This window comes from Novipirellula caenicola (genome assembly GCF_039545035.1).
Classification (GTDB): Bacteria; Planctomycetota; Planctomycetia; order Pirellulales; family Pirellulaceae; genus Novipirellula; species Novipirellula caenicola.
Map to the genome: position 1 here is coordinate 150,863 of NZ_BAABRO010000015.1, position 15,186 is coordinate 166,048.

General features: G+C 55.5%; 11 protein-coding genes and 1 tRNA gene. 8 read left to right on the forward strand and 4 right to left on the reverse strand.

What is annotated here, in order from left to right; genetic code table 11:
- Positions 1–51: 51 nt before the first annotated feature.
- On the forward strand, positions 52–1,857 hold the full coding sequence (locus ABEA92_RS23905; protein ID WP_345686978.1) for an ABC transporter ATP-binding protein: 1,806 nt from the start codon (positions 52–54) through the stop codon (positions 1,855–1,857).
- A 589-nt stretch (positions 1,858–2,446) separates the two neighbouring features.
- Here the strand turns inward: ABEA92_RS23905 and pheT are convergent.
- A complete protein-coding gene (pheT, locus tag ABEA92_RS23910; RefSeq protein ID WP_345686980.1) occupies positions 2,447–4,459 on the reverse strand; it encodes a phenylalanine--tRNA ligase subunit beta in 2,013 nt (670 codons plus the stop codon).
- Between the two features lie 273 nt (positions 4,460–4,732).
- Here pheT and ABEA92_RS23915 point away from each other — a divergent pair.
- The 5 genes from ABEA92_RS23915 to ABEA92_RS23935 all read left to right on the forward strand — a co-directional run bounded on the left by ABEA92_RS23915 (position 4,733) and on the right by ABEA92_RS23935 (position 9,422).
- Positions 4,733–4,807: transfer RNA gene (locus ABEA92_RS23915), tRNA-Pro, on the forward strand.
- A 395-nt stretch (positions 4,808–5,202) separates the two neighbouring features.
- A complete protein-coding gene (locus tag ABEA92_RS23920) occupies positions 5,203–5,724 on the forward strand; it encodes a sigma-70 family RNA polymerase sigma factor (RefSeq protein WP_345686982.1) in 522 nt (173 codons plus the stop codon).
- Positions 5,721–6,740 carry a hypothetical protein gene (locus ABEA92_RS23925; RefSeq protein WP_425572485.1) on the forward strand — a complete coding sequence of 340 codons (1,020 nt, stop codon included), beginning with the start codon at positions 5,721–5,723 and terminating at the stop codon, positions 6,738–6,740. Before ABEA92_RS23920 ends, ABEA92_RS23925 begins: the two co-directional genes overlap by 4 nt.
- A gap of 16 nt (positions 6,741–6,756) precedes the next feature.
- Positions 6,757–7,491, forward strand: a complete 735-nt coding sequence (locus ABEA92_RS23930) for a hypothetical protein (protein WP_345686986.1) — start codon at positions 6,757–6,759, stop codon at positions 7,489–7,491.
- Between the two features lie 83 nt (positions 7,492–7,574).
- On the forward strand, positions 7,575–9,422 hold the full coding sequence (locus tag ABEA92_RS23935; RefSeq protein WP_345686988.1) for a YHYH protein: 1,848 nt from the start codon (positions 7,575–7,577) through the stop codon (positions 9,420–9,422).
- 32 nt (positions 9,423–9,454) lie between these two features.
- On the opposite strand, the gene ABEA92_RS23940 is transcribed toward ABEA92_RS23935, so the two are convergent.
- The gene (locus tag ABEA92_RS23940) at positions 9,455–11,011 is read right to left on the reverse strand and encodes an outer membrane protein assembly factor BamB family protein (protein WP_345686990.1); all 1,557 of its coding nucleotides are present in this window, start codon (positions 11,009–11,011) and stop codon (positions 9,455–9,457) included.
- A gap of 446 nt (positions 11,012–11,457) precedes the next feature.
- Between ABEA92_RS23940 and ABEA92_RS23945 the strand changes: the two genes are divergently transcribed.
- On the forward strand, positions 11,458–12,801 hold the full coding sequence (locus ABEA92_RS23945; protein WP_345686992.1) for an MFS transporter: 1,344 nt from the start codon (positions 11,458–11,460) through the stop codon (positions 12,799–12,801).
- 73 nt (positions 12,802–12,874) lie between these two features.
- On the opposite strand, the gene ABEA92_RS23950 is transcribed toward ABEA92_RS23945, so the two are convergent.
- Positions 12,875–13,741 (reverse strand): endonuclease/exonuclease/phosphatase family protein, encoded by an 867-nt coding sequence (locus ABEA92_RS23950; RefSeq protein ID WP_345686994.1) that lies wholly within the window; start codon positions 13,739–13,741, stop codon positions 12,875–12,877.
- Between the two features lie 201 nt (positions 13,742–13,942).
- Positions 13,943–14,152 (reverse strand): DUF2798 domain-containing protein, encoded by a 210-nt coding sequence (locus tag ABEA92_RS23955; RefSeq protein ID WP_345686996.1) that lies wholly within the window; start codon positions 14,150–14,152, stop codon positions 13,943–13,945.
- 244 nt (positions 14,153–14,396) lie between these two features.
- Between ABEA92_RS23955 and ABEA92_RS23960 the strand changes: the two genes are divergently transcribed.
- Positions 14,397–15,074 carry a LysR family transcriptional regulator gene (locus ABEA92_RS23960; RefSeq protein WP_345686998.1) on the forward strand — a complete coding sequence of 226 codons (678 nt, stop codon included), beginning with the start codon at positions 14,397–14,399 and terminating at the stop codon, positions 15,072–15,074.
- Positions 15,075–15,186 lie beyond the last annotated feature (112 nt).

Consider the following 15,186-nt stretch of genomic DNA (forward strand, 5'->3'; position numbering starts at 1 on the left):
TCAGCGACAATTTTTCCAAACCAAACGTCCTTTCAGCATCATGCATTTCTTATGAGCAGTACCTTTGCCCCCATGGTCCGCGTCACACGCGACCCTGATGCGGATCCGCATCGGCGGCCGCTGTCGTTGTCGCTGGTGGCTCGGTTGTGGGGATTGATGCGTCCGTATGCGGCTAAGCGAAACGTGCTGCTCACGCTCGTCCTGCTCCGCGCGATCCAATTGCCGCTACTGGCGTGGTCGATTGGGGCGGTCATCAATGGTCCGATCTCTCATGCGGGGACGATGGCATCCATCATCGTCGCTTCGCTTGGCGTATTGGCCCTGGCTGCTTGGACCCAATTCACGCTGGTGTTTCGTCAACGCTTGGCACTGGAGTTAGGTGAAGCAATCGTGCACGACCTTCGCGGTTCGGTCTATTCGCATTTGCAGCAGATGCCGATGAGTTTTTATGCGAAGACGAAAACAGGGCGAGTGATCAGCCGTATCACCAGCGACTGTGACGCCGTCCGCGTCGGTGTCCAGGACGTGTTGTTCGTCAGTCTCGTCCAGGGTGGGCAAATGATCGGCGCCGCGGTGATCATGGCCTGGTACGATCTGCCGCTGTTGATGGTTGTGTTGGCGATGAGTCCCGTGATGTGGATCATTGGCCGGGTGATGCGAAACCGACTCAGCGAAGCGTATCGCGATGTCCAAGAAAGTTTCAGTCGCGTGACCGCCACGATTGCCGAATCGGTCGCCGTGATTCGCGTCACTCAGGCCTTGGCTCGCGAAGATACCAATGCCGAATTGTTTCGCCAATTGACCGCCGATCACGCTGAATACAACATGAATAGCGCGCGGCATAACGGCTTGCTAATGCCGCTGTTGGAATTAACGGGCCAAGTTTCGTTGGGACTCGTTTTGATCGTCGGCGCGTACCGAGCGATTGTGGCCAGCGATCCAATGCCCGTGGGCGATTTGATCCAGTTCTGGTTCCTGGCAGGATTATTTTTTAGCCCCATCCAAGTCTTGGGCAATCAATACAACCAAGCACTGACGGCGATGGCCGGCGCCGAACGCGTCTTTCGCTTGCTCGATACGCCGCCCGAATGGACCGATTTGCCGACGGCAGTTTCGTTACCACTTCAAGTGGACGGCAAGCTAACCGTCGAAAACGTTTCGTTTGCCTATGATCCAGGACATTGGGTGCTGCGGGATGTTTCGTTCGTCGCCGAGCCACGCCAAATGGTGGCACTTGTCGGTGAAACCGGCAGCGGCAAGTCGACGATTGCCAATTTGGTCTCTCGTTACTACTTACCGACCCACGGGAAAATTTTCATCGATGGATTGGATACTCGCGAGCTGACAAGCGAGTCGATTTCGCGTGCCATTTCAGTCATTCCGCAACAGAATTATCTGTTCACGGGCAGCGTACTGCAAAATATTGTTGCGGGACGTGCCGGCGCGACCGAATCCGATGCAGTCGAAGCCTTGCGGTCGCTCGATTGCGAGTGGTTGATTGAGGATTTGCCCGAGGGACTGCAAACGCAAGCCGGATCACGTGGCGGCCGCGTCTCGCTGGGGCAACGCCAACTGATCTGTTTTGCCCGCGCGTTGGTCGCCAACCCACGGATCTTAATCCTAGACGAAGCCACCAGTGCGGTGGACACATTAACTGAATTGCGAATTCAAAAAGCGCTGGGACGGCTACTTGAGAATCGCACCAGTCTCGTGATCGCTCACCGCCTCAGTACGATCCGGACCGCCGATCAAATCCTGGTCATGTCGCACGGACAAATCGCCGAGCAAGGCCGGCACGAGGAACTGCTAAAGCAAAACGGGCTCTACAAAGACTTGCACGAACGTTTCGTGTCGTAAGTGTAGTCATTGTAGGCCGGGACGCGGCGGTAACCGACTCACCTTCACAAACGCTGCCGGCGGGGCGGACAATCCACCTCTCCCGAGCGTCCGCTCGGGAGAGGTCGGACGGGCCCTTTAGGCCTCGTCCGGGTGAGGGCCGACCGCGCAATCTTGACGTATCGTTCGACCCGGCTTGCTCGGACGACCCTCACCCGAGCAATCGCTAAAGGCTCTGCTCGACCTCTCCCAAACTGCGTTTGGGCGAGGTGGCATGTTGCAAGATACCTCTCTTGAGCGTCTGCTCGGGAGAGGTCGGGCGGGCCCTTTAGGCCTCGTCCGGGTGAGGGCCGCGGTGAGCCATCTTGACGTATCGTTCGACCCGGCTTGCTCGGACGACCCTCACCCGAGCAATCGCTGAAGGCTCTGCTCGACCTCTCCCAAACTGCGTTTGGGAGAGGTGACATACCGCAATCCACCTCTCCGGAGCATCTGCTCGAAAGTATTGGACGATGAACTTTTCGACGTCAATCGCTACGACAGCGTTGTGAAGGTTCAGAAAGCACTTGAGTCTGCCGCAGCATGAACGCTCGCAATCGTCGAGTCCGGCCTACGACAGTAACTCGGCGGCCAACTCTTGCTTGCACGCGCCGATGACTTGACCAATCAATTGGTCGGCTTGTTCGCCACTGAGCGTGCCGTCGTGCAGTTGCAAGGACACCGACATCAAGACGCGTTTGCGATCCTTGCCGTCTTTGGCCGGGTCACGGTACGTTTCACAGTAGCGAACCCCCGCAAGCTCTTCGCCTACCGCCGCCCGCACGACGCGTTCCAGCTCACTCCAGCGGACCGACTCGGCAACGACAAAGTTCAAGTCGCGTTCGACCGAGGGGAACATGCTGACGCTCTGCTGTTGCGGCACAAGCGATGCCGCCTCCAGCAGAGTCGGTAGCGAGAACTCGGCGGCAACGACCGGGACAGGCAACTTCCACGATTTCAACACTTTCGGGTCGACGATGCCGAGGTAGCCCACCATTCGCTCGCCACAGCTGACTTCGACCACGGCGCCCTTGGCAAACCCACTCCGCTCGATCGCCTTCACCTGGACAGGATCGACGACGCCCATGCGTTGGCAAAGCGTTTCGATCGCTCCCTTCATTTCCAAGTAGTCGCAACCCGAAACCATCGCCAACGAGTATTGTTCGCTCGGCAACGCTTCGTTGCTCTGTTGTGGCAAGTAAATGTGAGCGATCTCGAAAAGATCGGCATGAATGCTGGCCGAAGCCCAGTTGTTCGCACGTCCTTCCAACAGGCTTGGGATCAAGGACCGACGCAGCGTACGAGCTCCTTTGAGCATCGCGGTTTCGGTTTTCAGCGCTGGCAAATCGGTCCACGGGCTGAGCGATTCGTCAAGCTTGTTCGTGACAACGCTTGGCGTCATCGCTTCGGAGAATCCTGCACTGGTCATCACCGATCGAACGCGTTCCATCGCGACATCAAAGTCACGTTTGCTGCTCGGCGCGACGGCAATCGGAGCATCCTCGGGAATGTTTTCGTAACCATGAATCCGTGCGACTTCTTCGATCAAATCGGCCTCGCGTCCCAAGTCGTGTCGCCACGACGGTGGTACATACGTGTCGCTGCCACTTTCGGATTCACAGCCGAGCTTGACCAAGATTCGCTCGATCTCTTCACGCTCGATTTTGATCCCCAGCACACGTTCGACCTGGCTCAGCCGCAGCGTGACGGGCGGGTTCGGTGTGATTTCGGGCGCCGTGTCGATCACGCCTGCGGCCAATTGGCCGCCCGCAGTTTCCAGGATCAATTGGCAAACTCGGCGGCTCGCCCAATCGACGCCGACGGGATCGACGCGTCGTTCGAATCGGTAGGACGACGGGCTTTGCAGTTTCAATTTGCGAGCCGCACGACGCACCATCAGCGGGGTAAAGATAGCCGCTTCGATCACCAGATCGGTGGTCATGTCGTCGACTTCGGAAACGGCACCTCCCATCACGCCCGCGACCGCTTGAGCTTCCTTGGCGTCCGCGATCACGCACATCGCTTCGTCGAGTTCGTAGTTGCGATGGTCAATCGCCTCGATTGTCTCTTTTTCTTCGGCTCGGCGGACAATCACTTTTTGCTCCGCGATTTTGGCGTAATCGAACGCATGCAGCGGCTGGCCACATTCCATCATCACGTAGTTCGTGGCGTCGACGACGTTGTTGACCACACCGATGCCGACCGCTTTGAGTGCCGTGGCCATCCACTCGGGGCTCGGGCCGACTTTGATCCCTTGGATCACGCGGGCGGTGTAGCGAGGGCAAGCCTCGGTGTAGCGGTTTTCGACGCTCAGCAGCGATTCGATTTTCGGGCCTGCTTCGCTGAGTTCGATTTCGGGCGTTTTGACGCTCAAGTCGTACAAAACGCCGATTTCGCGAGCCACGCCGAGGTGACCGAGACAATCGCCGCGGTTGCTGGTCACTTCCAGATCGATCACGACATCGCCATCGACCGTGGTGGTTTCTTCGTGGTTCAGCCCTGACAAACTCAGGCGGAGAGCCAATTCTTCGTGGCTCATCGGCAGATCGAGGTAGCGAGAGAGCCAATTCCAAGAAACGAGCATCGTGGCAGCTGTGGGGTAACAGGGGAAATGGGAGCGAACGAGACAGGCAATAGATTATCCAATGGGACGATTTCGCAAAACCGAGCGTCTGGTTTTCCTGGATTGGCGTCGGTCCGATTGAGGCGCATTTCAGAATTTGGCTTCCGGCTCAATCCGGGCTAGCGAGAGCGAGCGGATTGGATTAGCATCTTCAGAACGTTGATTCAAACGTCCCAAAAACGAAGAGAAAGACGATAGTCTTCCCCGCGTTTGAGGGGTGTTTCTGACGAATCACGGGCCGTAGCGAAGCCTGGATATCGCGCCACACTGGGGGTGTGGAGATCGCTGGTTCAAATCCAGTCGGCCCGACTTTTATCGAAAAACAGCTTGTCGCACTCGTTTGCGGCGAGCTGTTTTTTTTCGGATCTTCCCAAAGTGTCTGCGACTCTTTCGCGACTTTTCTTGACGCTTCGATATCAACATCGCAAATTAACCGCCAACCATGTCCGCGTCGCAGTAACCTCTTTTTCGTAAAGGGTTTACGTGTTTGCTTTCCCGCCGCCGTCGCGTGGGCGACGACAAAGCTCTGCCGTGTGTCCTGCCAATCGCGACCTCGTTGATTCTCGGGTTCTCCTGTGACAAACGAGCAGTGGACGAGAGACTCGAGCTGGTCATTTGCGACAATTTTGAAAAAAGTCGGTCATGAATTCGACCATTCGGATAAGTAAGAGTGTGAGGCTTTTACTTTTCAATGGAGATCAAGTGTGGACGAAACAGCCCGACAAGCCGCCCGGCAATGGACGCTGGCTCAGCCCGCGGTATCGGCATTCGTGACGTCCATGGTTCGCGATTTTCGTGATCGTGATGATGTGCTTCAGGACATCGCCGTGGCCGTCATCGAATCCTATGCGTCTTACGATCCTGCCCACCCGTTCGTCGCTTGGGCGATTGGCGTCGCCCGCAATCAGGTGGGGATTTATCTGCGAAGTCGGCGGCGAGATCGGTTAGTTTTTGACGATGATACCGCTGCTTGTCTTGCCGTGGCGATTGATGAAGTCGCGAAAGAGAAATCACTGCAACTTGACTTCTTGCAGGATTGTCTCGGTGGACTCGAGGGGCGAGCCCAACGTTTGTTCGAGTTGCGATACCAGAGAGACATGAAACCGGCTGCGATCGCAGATCGCGTTGGCATGACCGCCAACTCGGTCGCCAAGGCATTGCAACGAGTTCGCGACCAACTAAGAGAGTGTGTCCAGCGAAAAAGCTTGGAGGCTGGCGTTCAATGAACTCGGACATGCGAGATTTGATTGACGGATACCTCGACGATTTGCTGTCCCAGCAGCAACTGCAGCAACTGAGCCAGTGGATCCAATCGGATCCGCTGCATGCCCGACAGTTTGCCTCGGAATTGATGCTGCATGACCGGCTGCGTAATGAATGGATGACGCAGACCGAATTGGCGGCTTTGGATCAATGTGAACCACAAGTGCAGTTGCAGACAAACGCCTCTGCAGACCAATGGTGGAAACGTGCCCCGATTGCATTGGCGACGACCGCGTGCGTAGTGTTGCTCGGCACCTTTTTGTTTTGGCACTCCTGGAGTGCTCCCACTGCATCCGCGGCGGGATTGGAGCTGGACCGAATCATGAAAGCCAATGCTCGATCATTGGATCGCACGTTCGTGATTTCGGTCGAAGAGACTCGAAGGCCTCAAGGAGACCGGGAACGCAAGTCGCCCGAGCATCATCGTCCTCCCAAACCATCGCTCGATGGTGCGATCTTGGATTTGCGTGGGGCACACCAATTTGTGTTGAAGCGAAAAGTCGGGCAAGGAGAATTTTTTATCACAGGAAGCAATGGGTTGACGAGCTGGGCCGTGCGGCCAGATGGACCGGTGCGGTTCAGTGATGATCGGACGCGATTCAATCGAGACCTACCCGGTCACGAGCATTCATTGCCGATCAATAATCTTCATGACGGACTTGATGCGTTGCACACCGCCTACGATTTGCACGTCATCCCCGTCGACGGAGAGTCTTTAACATCAGTCGACGAAGCGGACATTGCGCCCAACCGATTAATGGTAGCGGTTAAGAAACCAGGGTTTCTAGGGCCTGCCCGAGTCGAAATTCGTTACGTTGCAGCAAGCGGCCAGATTCGTCAGATGCGGTTCTTCGAGATGCCCTACGGACCCGATAACGTAACCTTAAGCATGACCTTGGTCGAAGAGCGAACGCTTGCACCTAACTATTTTGATCACCAATCCCATCACGACCGTGAACGTGTCGTGGAATTCGAGTAATAGAGAGAAAGACAATATGAAACGACTCGTCTTTAGCATGGTCGGAATCGTAGCACTCGTCTGCACCGTCCAACTAGCCCAATATGCTTGGGCTCAGCGTTCGTCGAATCCGACTTCCTCTCGAGGCAAAATTGGCAAACCTCAATTGAGCGACACCGTCAAAGCGAACCTTTACGCCGACAATTGGTTTGTGATGTACATCAACGGCGAATTGGTCGCAGTCGATTCGATTAAATTCATGCCGCACAACGTTGTCTCGGTCGATATTTTGCCGGCTTATCCCATGACGATTGCCGTGATGGCGAAGGACAATGCCGATGCCGAAACAGGCATGGAGTACGCCAATACCCAAATCGGGGACGCCGGTTTCATTCTGAAATTTGGCGATGGCACCGTCACCAATGCCGACTGGAAAGCGAAGGCGTTTTCACACGGACCGATTGATCGTGATACCAAAAACCCGCGAGTCGAAAACCTAGCGATGCCCGAGGATTGGTACGCGATCGACTTTGATGATCGCTCGTGGGGGAATGCAAAAGAGTATACGCAGGAGCGAGTGGGGCCGAAGGAACCGTTCTTTGCCCATGATTTCGCAGGAGCGAGATTCATTTGGACTGACGATATCGAACTCGATAACACCGTCATCTTTCGCCATGTGGTCACCTCACCGCCCGATGGTAAATCTCGCCCCGATTTCTCGAATCTCAATGACCTCGTTCCCAGTGCTCCGCCTCGAAAACCGAAGCGATGACGTTGCCGTTGCTGAACGAGTACGATCGCTGAGTGCACGGGCCATTTCGAACCAAACGTTTTTCTCACCACAAAATCAATCGCATGAACGTTCGCTACCTCGCTATCCTCGTTGCTGGCCTATTGCTGGGCATCGGCTCGGTGAATTTGTCGGCACACGAAGGGGGCCATCACGATGATTCACCCGTGTCCAGTGCGTCACGAACATGGTCAGTCGCGGCCGACGGCACTCACTTGCACGGAACCTTTGTCTGCGTCATCGATGGTGATGTCCAGATTCGCCGAGGGGATGGCAAGTTGACGAGGATCGCGATCAACCGCTTGGTCGCTTCGGATCAAGCTTGGATCGAAGCTCGGCAAGAAGAGATCCAACTTCTGAATCGGCACCGCGATATGCGACTTGTAATGCTGAATCAGCCGAGCGATACCGATCACCGAAACACGACCGATACCAAGTCAATGCCGGCCATTGGCGAGCACTTCAAGCCGTTTGAGCGGATGCTGCAGCTGCGTTGGGACGATGATTTTTTTTACGTTGGTTCCAATGGGCTGCCCGAACATCCGATGATGATCGGTATTCGCGCATGGCAACAGCAGGTTCCGATCCCACAGAAGTACCTTGGCGACAACGCTTGGCGAATTCCGCTGCACCCCGTGCCGGCGAAGAATCCGATGTCCACCAAGAATGACTTTTTGCGTGGTGCAATCGCGCTGGCAGTCAACGGGGTTCCTGTCTTTAATCCGCTGAACAATCGTGGCGACGACGCATTTTTGTTTGGCGAATTGGATCAGTACGGTGGTCATTGTGGTCGCGCGGACGATTACCACTACCACATCGCTCCGGTCCATCTCGAAGAAACAACCGGTGATGGCAATCCGATTGCCTATGCCTTGGACGGCTATCCGATCTTTGGTTATCAAGACCAGAAAGCTGCGGATTTCGCGCCGCTCGACAGCCTGGGGGGACACAAAGATGCCTCCGGCAATTACCACTATCACGCCCAGAAAACCTATCCCTATCTGAATGGCGGTTTCTATGGCGAAGTCACCAAACGAGACGGTCAAGTCGATCCGCAACCCCGGGCCGAACCGCTACGCCCTGCGCTGCGACCCCTTCGCGATGCAAAGATCACGGGGTTCAATCGAACCGGCAACCAATTTCAACTTGTCTACGACGTTTCGGGACGCAAAGGCAGGATCGATTATGTCGTCAAGGAAAATGGCAGCGTCGATTTCACGTTTCAGGATCCCTCGGGAAATACGCGAACCGAGTCCTATCAAAGTCGCATGGGCAAGCCCTACCTGCCCCAGCGGGATGCATCGGAAACCGATGTCGATTTGAGCCATCACTCACCAAGTGGGATGCCCATGTTGACGGTCACCAGCCCAGCCTTTGTTGCCGGCTCTGAAATGCCCATCGAGTTCACCGGAGACGGAGTGGGGCAATCGCCTCCGCTGGCATGGACAAAGGGGCCGGAGGGGACGCAGTGCTATGCGCTCAACCTGTGGCATACGCCCGGCCCCGGCGACATTAAATCATATTGGTTGCTTTACGACATCCCAGCCGATGTCACCCGTTTGCCAGCGAATGCACGCGGGATTGGGACCGCAGGCTACAACGACAAAGGGCACGCGACCTATGACCCGATGCGATCAAAAGGACCCGGTGTTAAGGAATACCATATCACGGTCTACGCGTTGTCCGAAAATCCCGACTTTGCATCGACCAAAGTCACGCGTGACGAGCTGCTGAAAAGCATCGCCGACATCACCTTGGCCCAAGGTACGCTGGACTATCAATACACGCGGACGCGAACCAGATCATGGATGATGATTGCTGGATTGATCCTGGCCGGCATCGTCGCGATTGCAATGTGGTTTCGCAAACGAAGGCCAACACCCAGCGTTGGTTTGCCACTAGTTCAAACATGACGTCGGTACGGAGTCGGCTTTTTAACACTGACTTAGTGTCCACTACCAATGCAGATGATTTCGCGGCTGGTGCGTTGGTACAGACGTCCGCCCGCGGCCGAGAAGGGACTCAAGGTCCACGTCTCGCCTGGCATTCCAAGATCGTTCACTGCCACCAAAGCGTTTTCGTCAAATTGCTCTGCCGTCGCATCGACAACGTAGACCGTCCCCAGCACGGTTGAAAAGTAAACGCGATCATTCACCACAATCGGTGTGGCGGCCGAGATGTGACCAAACCCGTGATTCAGTCGGCGTTTATCGCCTTCGACCGTGAATCCAGAACCCGTCATGTCGCCGGATTTGAATTCACTCCACGAAAACTTCTTCTTGCCGTTCTCGATAACGACTTGCATCGGCACTTGCAGGTAGCTGACTTCCTCGGTCTCGATATCGATCCGCCCCAAAATGCCTGGCTGGCCGCCCATGAAGAAGTAGTACTTGCCAACTCCGATGTTGGTGCGGTGCGTCAGCAGATGAGGTGATTTTAGTTCGGGCGCGTCTGCGGGCTCTAGGTAGCGGCCGACGTTTTCGTCGAACGCGATGAGGCTGCCGGTGCCGCGAATGCGGATTTGTTTCACGGTCTCGCCCGTTGCCAGATCGAGCACGAAGAAATCGTTGCGGTCGAAACAATAGGCGTACTTCTCGTCGATAAAGTCAGTCCCTTCAAACGACAATCCCTGTCGTTCCCAGACCAAGTCGTGTGCATCGTTCAGCCGAGACAGACTAACACCGTAGGGTTTTTCCGGAGGGCTGTGGCTGCCGCCTCGGGCGTGCAGCAACACGGTCTCGCCGTGCAGCAATCCGAGCGCACCTTTGCTGTGCACGCTGATGCCGTCCGGCATGATTGCGGTCGGCTGTCCGGTCAGCGCATCGAAGCATCGGATGTACATCCACGGCCAACCGGTTTTGCTGTTCTTGTCGTAATCGGTCGCCGTTTGTTCGCGGCGCTGGGGATCGCTCGCGTCACGCATCATTGCGTAGTAAAGGTTGCCGCCGTGCAAAAACGGTTGAAATTGTTTCGCCGAATGTTTGGTGCGAACTTCAAATTCCTTGCCCCACACGCGTTGGCCGTCCAGGGTATGGCACGCCATGAAGCCGCCCGCGTTGACGAACCAGACATGCTTGCCATCGGTCACCGGGGTTGGCGTGGTCGAATCGGTGAAGGTGCCGTTGACCTGGTTCGGCCGCTGGCCCGGCAAATCACAACTCCACAGGATCTTGCCCGTGTTCGCGTCGAGACAATAGCCGCGAGTTTCCGATACCCACGTTCCTTTGGGGCCGATGTCTTCTGCGGTCAGTTGACGGAAACAGGTCAGAAACAGCCGGTCACCCCAAACGGCGATGCCGCTGTGACCTGTTTCCGGCAAGGGCATTCTCCAGCGAATGTTTTTGCCCGTGGCGACGCTCCAGTCCGTCGGGTACTCGGTCTGCGAGCTCAGGTGATAGTTTCGCTGAGGCCCACGATGCTCTGGCCAATGATCTTGGCAGAACGCGGTGGAAGTCAGGGCGGCGAAGAGGCCGACAAGGGGCAATGTTGTCCGAGGGGTCACTTTCAAGTCTGCCTGTGATGTCGATGACAAAGGGGAGGGCCAGTTGTGCCGGTTGTGGTGTCATCCATCATAGTTGATGATCCGAAGACCGGGGCGAACACCGATACCGCCGCGATTGAAAGAGCGAAACGAAAGCAAGCCGCCGAACCGCACTAGGACGCAGGGCATCTCGTATCGCGCGGAGGTGCTTGCGGCCACTGGTTTTTATAGCGGAGCGGCGTGGATTCCCCCCCGGTCAAAATCGAACGTTTTACTCGCCGAAGCGGGCGGGAAAAACGCCGCGATCGCTACCCAGAGTCGATGGCATTGAATGCATCGACGGGGGGAAGGACAACTCCACGATTTTCGCCAAGGTCGTTCGGGATCGTCATGTCAATCCCCGCTGACTTGCAGAGCGAAGTGAACTCCAATGATCCCTTCGTCCTTGAATTGCGATGGCATCGTGTATGAACTCTGATAGCGAAACGCCGCGGCTCCACCACCCCCCGCGGCTGGTCAACTTTCCCTTCAATCCCACTCGATTACCGTTCTTCTATGGCACGGTGGTGATGGTGTGTGGCACGTTGGGGGTGTTGGCGAGTGCCCCAGGACAGACCGTGGGCGTGTCGGTGTTCACCGACTTTCTGATCCAAGCACACCAGTTGTCGCGGAGCTGGATTAGTTTCGCCTACCTCGCCGGAACGATTGCCAGTGCGATGTTGATCACCCGCGCCGGTCGCTGGTACGACCGATTCGGCGGCCGCTGGGTGTCGGCGATCTCGGCCGGTATGCTGGCGGTCGTGTTGACGGGGATGAGCTATTCCGCCGTGATTGCCGAGTCCGTCGCATCGATCTTGCCCGCCACGTACCGCGATCACACCTCCTTTGTGGTCTTGACGCTCGGATTTTTTGCGATGCGTTTCTTTGGCCAGGGAATGTTGACGCTGTCGTCGCGGAACATGGTGTTGGAGTGGTTTGAACAGCGACGTGGAATGGCGTTGGCGTTCATTGGGATCTCGGTCGCCTTCGGTTTCTCAGTGACTCCGCCCATTTTTGAATGGCTGATCCAACGAGGCGGATGGTCGTGGGCTTGGCAAACGATTGCGGTGGTCGTTGCGGTTTACGCGTTGCTCGCGTTTTGTTTCGGTCGGTCAAGACCGGAAGACCACGGTTTGCTGCCCGACGGACCCTTTGCCAAGAAGGATCGAAAGACGCATGCCGAAACCTTAAGCGGACGTCAATTCACACTTTCCGAAGCTCGACGCACCTACAGTTTTTGGGTATTCACGTTCAGCGTCGTCATGTCCGGTCTGGTGTTAACGGCCTTCTCGTTTCATGTCGTCTCGATCTTTGCCGATGGTGGCATGTCGCGAAGTCAGGCCGTTGCCATTTTTGTGCCGGCCGCCTGTGTCAGCGTCGTTGTCGAATTTGTCGGCAGCTGGCTCAGCGACTTTGTCAAATTGAAATACTTGGCGATGGTCCAGCTGGTAGGCATCGTGATGCTTTCCTTGAGTTTGTCGTTCTTGTCGCCAGGGCCATCGGTTGTTTTTGTGGTGTTGGGGATGGGGCTGATGCAAGGCATGTTCGGAATCATTTCCGGAGTGACTTGGCCGCGGTTCTATGGCCGCACGCATCTCGGCGCGATCTCGGGATTTTCGACCTCGATCGTGGTGGCGGGAACCGCGGTCGGGCCGTACTTGTTCAGCGTCTCGCACGACCGTTTTGGAAGCTACCAAGCGGCGACGTTGTTGTGTGCCGTCGTCGCACTGCTATTGCTCGCCGCCTCACCCCGCGCCGACCGCCCGCAATAGCTTGTCCCGCAGCAGACTTCGAGTGCGGGTCATGCTCCGGGTTAAGCGTTTTGGAGCAACGAAGGTTAGTTGGCTAGCGTTTTACTGCGTCAAACACGGCCAGTTGTGGCAGATGGTCGCTCAAGGCAAACGATTCCTTGTCGTCGATATGCAAGCGGAACGCGCCCTCGAATAGCGGTCTCGATTCAACGATCTGATCTGCGATCGGTCCCGCGGCCATGACGTAATCGATCCGCCACTTAGGGATATCCGCTTTGATCGTCGGGCCGTCGCCCTTGCCAACGCGAGCGAATGTATCGGTCCATCCAGCGTCGATCCAAAGCTGGTATTCTTCGGTGTCAGGTCCGTGATTCAGATCGCCAATGAGAAGCATCGACCGTCCGGCATCAAGATCCGGCTTCATCGATTCGAGCATCACCCGAATCTCTTTCAGCCGCACCGTGGGCTCGGCGGTGGGATAGAGATGAGCCGAGTGAACAACGAGCGGCTCACCACCGGGCAGTTGGATCGTGGCGCTTCCCCAGTGCCGAGTGAACAATTCTTTTGGTCGTTCGGTCGCCATCGGCGCGTTGTGAAATTCGCTAATTTCATATTTGCTAAGCAGCGTGCCTGGCCAACTTCCGCCGCTCGCAAAGCGGACGTGATTCATTCCCAGCAGCTTCGCAACTTCTTGAGTCAGTTCCTCTGAGGGGGATTCTGAGAAGTTGATGATGTCAGGTTCGTGCAAAGCCAACTCCATCGCCATTCGCCTCGCCATTTGGCCTTTCGCCACCGCCTGCTTCGCCAAGCTGCGTTGCTTGGGCCACCCTGTAAGTCCATAGATGTTGTAGGCGATCACTCGCAGAGGAGTGGTCGTTGAATCATTCGCATATGAACTGGCGTTTGCCACCGCGAGACTGGCAGCGAGCGTGCCACAGAATTTTCGGCGAGAGATGTTCATCGTGTTCTCCAGAAGTGTAGAGCAGGATTGTACCGCAAAAATGCATTTGCATCCGATTTTGGAGGGCAAAAATGGACGACAACTTTGGGACGCGTGTACGATGACTCAAGACTTCCGAGCCGGGAATCTAATCGGACGTTGCCTACCGGCTTTCGATATCGGCCCAGCGGAATACAGGTGAGGGGAAACAAGTTGACCATTTTATGGGACGAATTTGTTTGACCAGCGGTGGATGCTCGGACCGATCGTAAATGAAATGATGCCTGCCGCCGGCCACGCCAGCAGCCAAGCAGATATCCAATGATTGGCAAATCCTGCGATCATTCCAATGTTGATAAATGTCACCCAGGCTGACATCAAAAACGTCAATACACACGACATGGCGATTGCAAATATGATCCGCTGTTTCATAGGTTCTCCAATTTTGGGTTTGCGGAATGACCGACCTGTTTTGATCGATCCAACGCATCGTAGAACGGAGCAAAACAGCTGTGTACCCAAGAAATTGAGAGCATGCTTTGCACATTTGCAAATCCGATTTCGCCTTTGCTGAGAACGTGCTTTTCGGTATCGTCATCCCAGAAGACCGCCGGTTACATGAACTACAAATGGGGTGTAGTTTTGGGGATTAGTAGCGTTCGTTGGACGGATATTTATGCTTGATAATTTCAAGGCGTTTGTCGCTGCCGCGGAACATGGCAGCTTCACGAGTGCCGCCAGATCGATGGGAATGACGATCTCCACGATGTCGAGACGTGTCCATGAACTTGAATCGCACTTGGGTGTGGAATTGTTTCACCGGTCCACGCAAGGGCTCTCTCTGACGATTACGGGCAAAACGTACTTTCAGGAATGCGCTTCTTTTATTCACGAATTGAATACGCGTCTCGACAACCTGCAAAAGTCAATCACCAGCATGGAGGGCAAACTCACTGTCGCAATGCCAACGAATATCGGTAGCGGCCCCCTGAATGAGTTCTGGGAGCGATTTGCCACTCGATATCCCCAGATTGTGCTGAGAATCCATCTCACCGATCCGTTGGATGATATGTCGTTGGTTCCAGTGGATATTGGCATTCAATCAGGAACACGCCGTAATTCACCCCTGGTCCAAAAGCGAATCGGTGCGATCACCCCCGTGATAGTTGCCTCCTCGACTTTCTCAGGCGAAATACCTTCTGAAATTGAAGCATTAAATCAATGTCCAAGTGTTGCGGCTGACTTATTTAGCGAATGGAAGCTAGTTAATGGCGACCGCAATGAGGTAGTACAAAAGCAGCATGTCCATACCAGCAATGACATGAATGTGATCGTAAGCCTAGGCTCTGTCTGAAAACCTTAAATTGCGGAATTCCATGGGGCGATGATTCGAAGATAGCGACCGATCATCGATAGTTTCACCATTGCAAGAAAGTTTCGTGCGAGCTTCTCATAGCGAGTGGCGA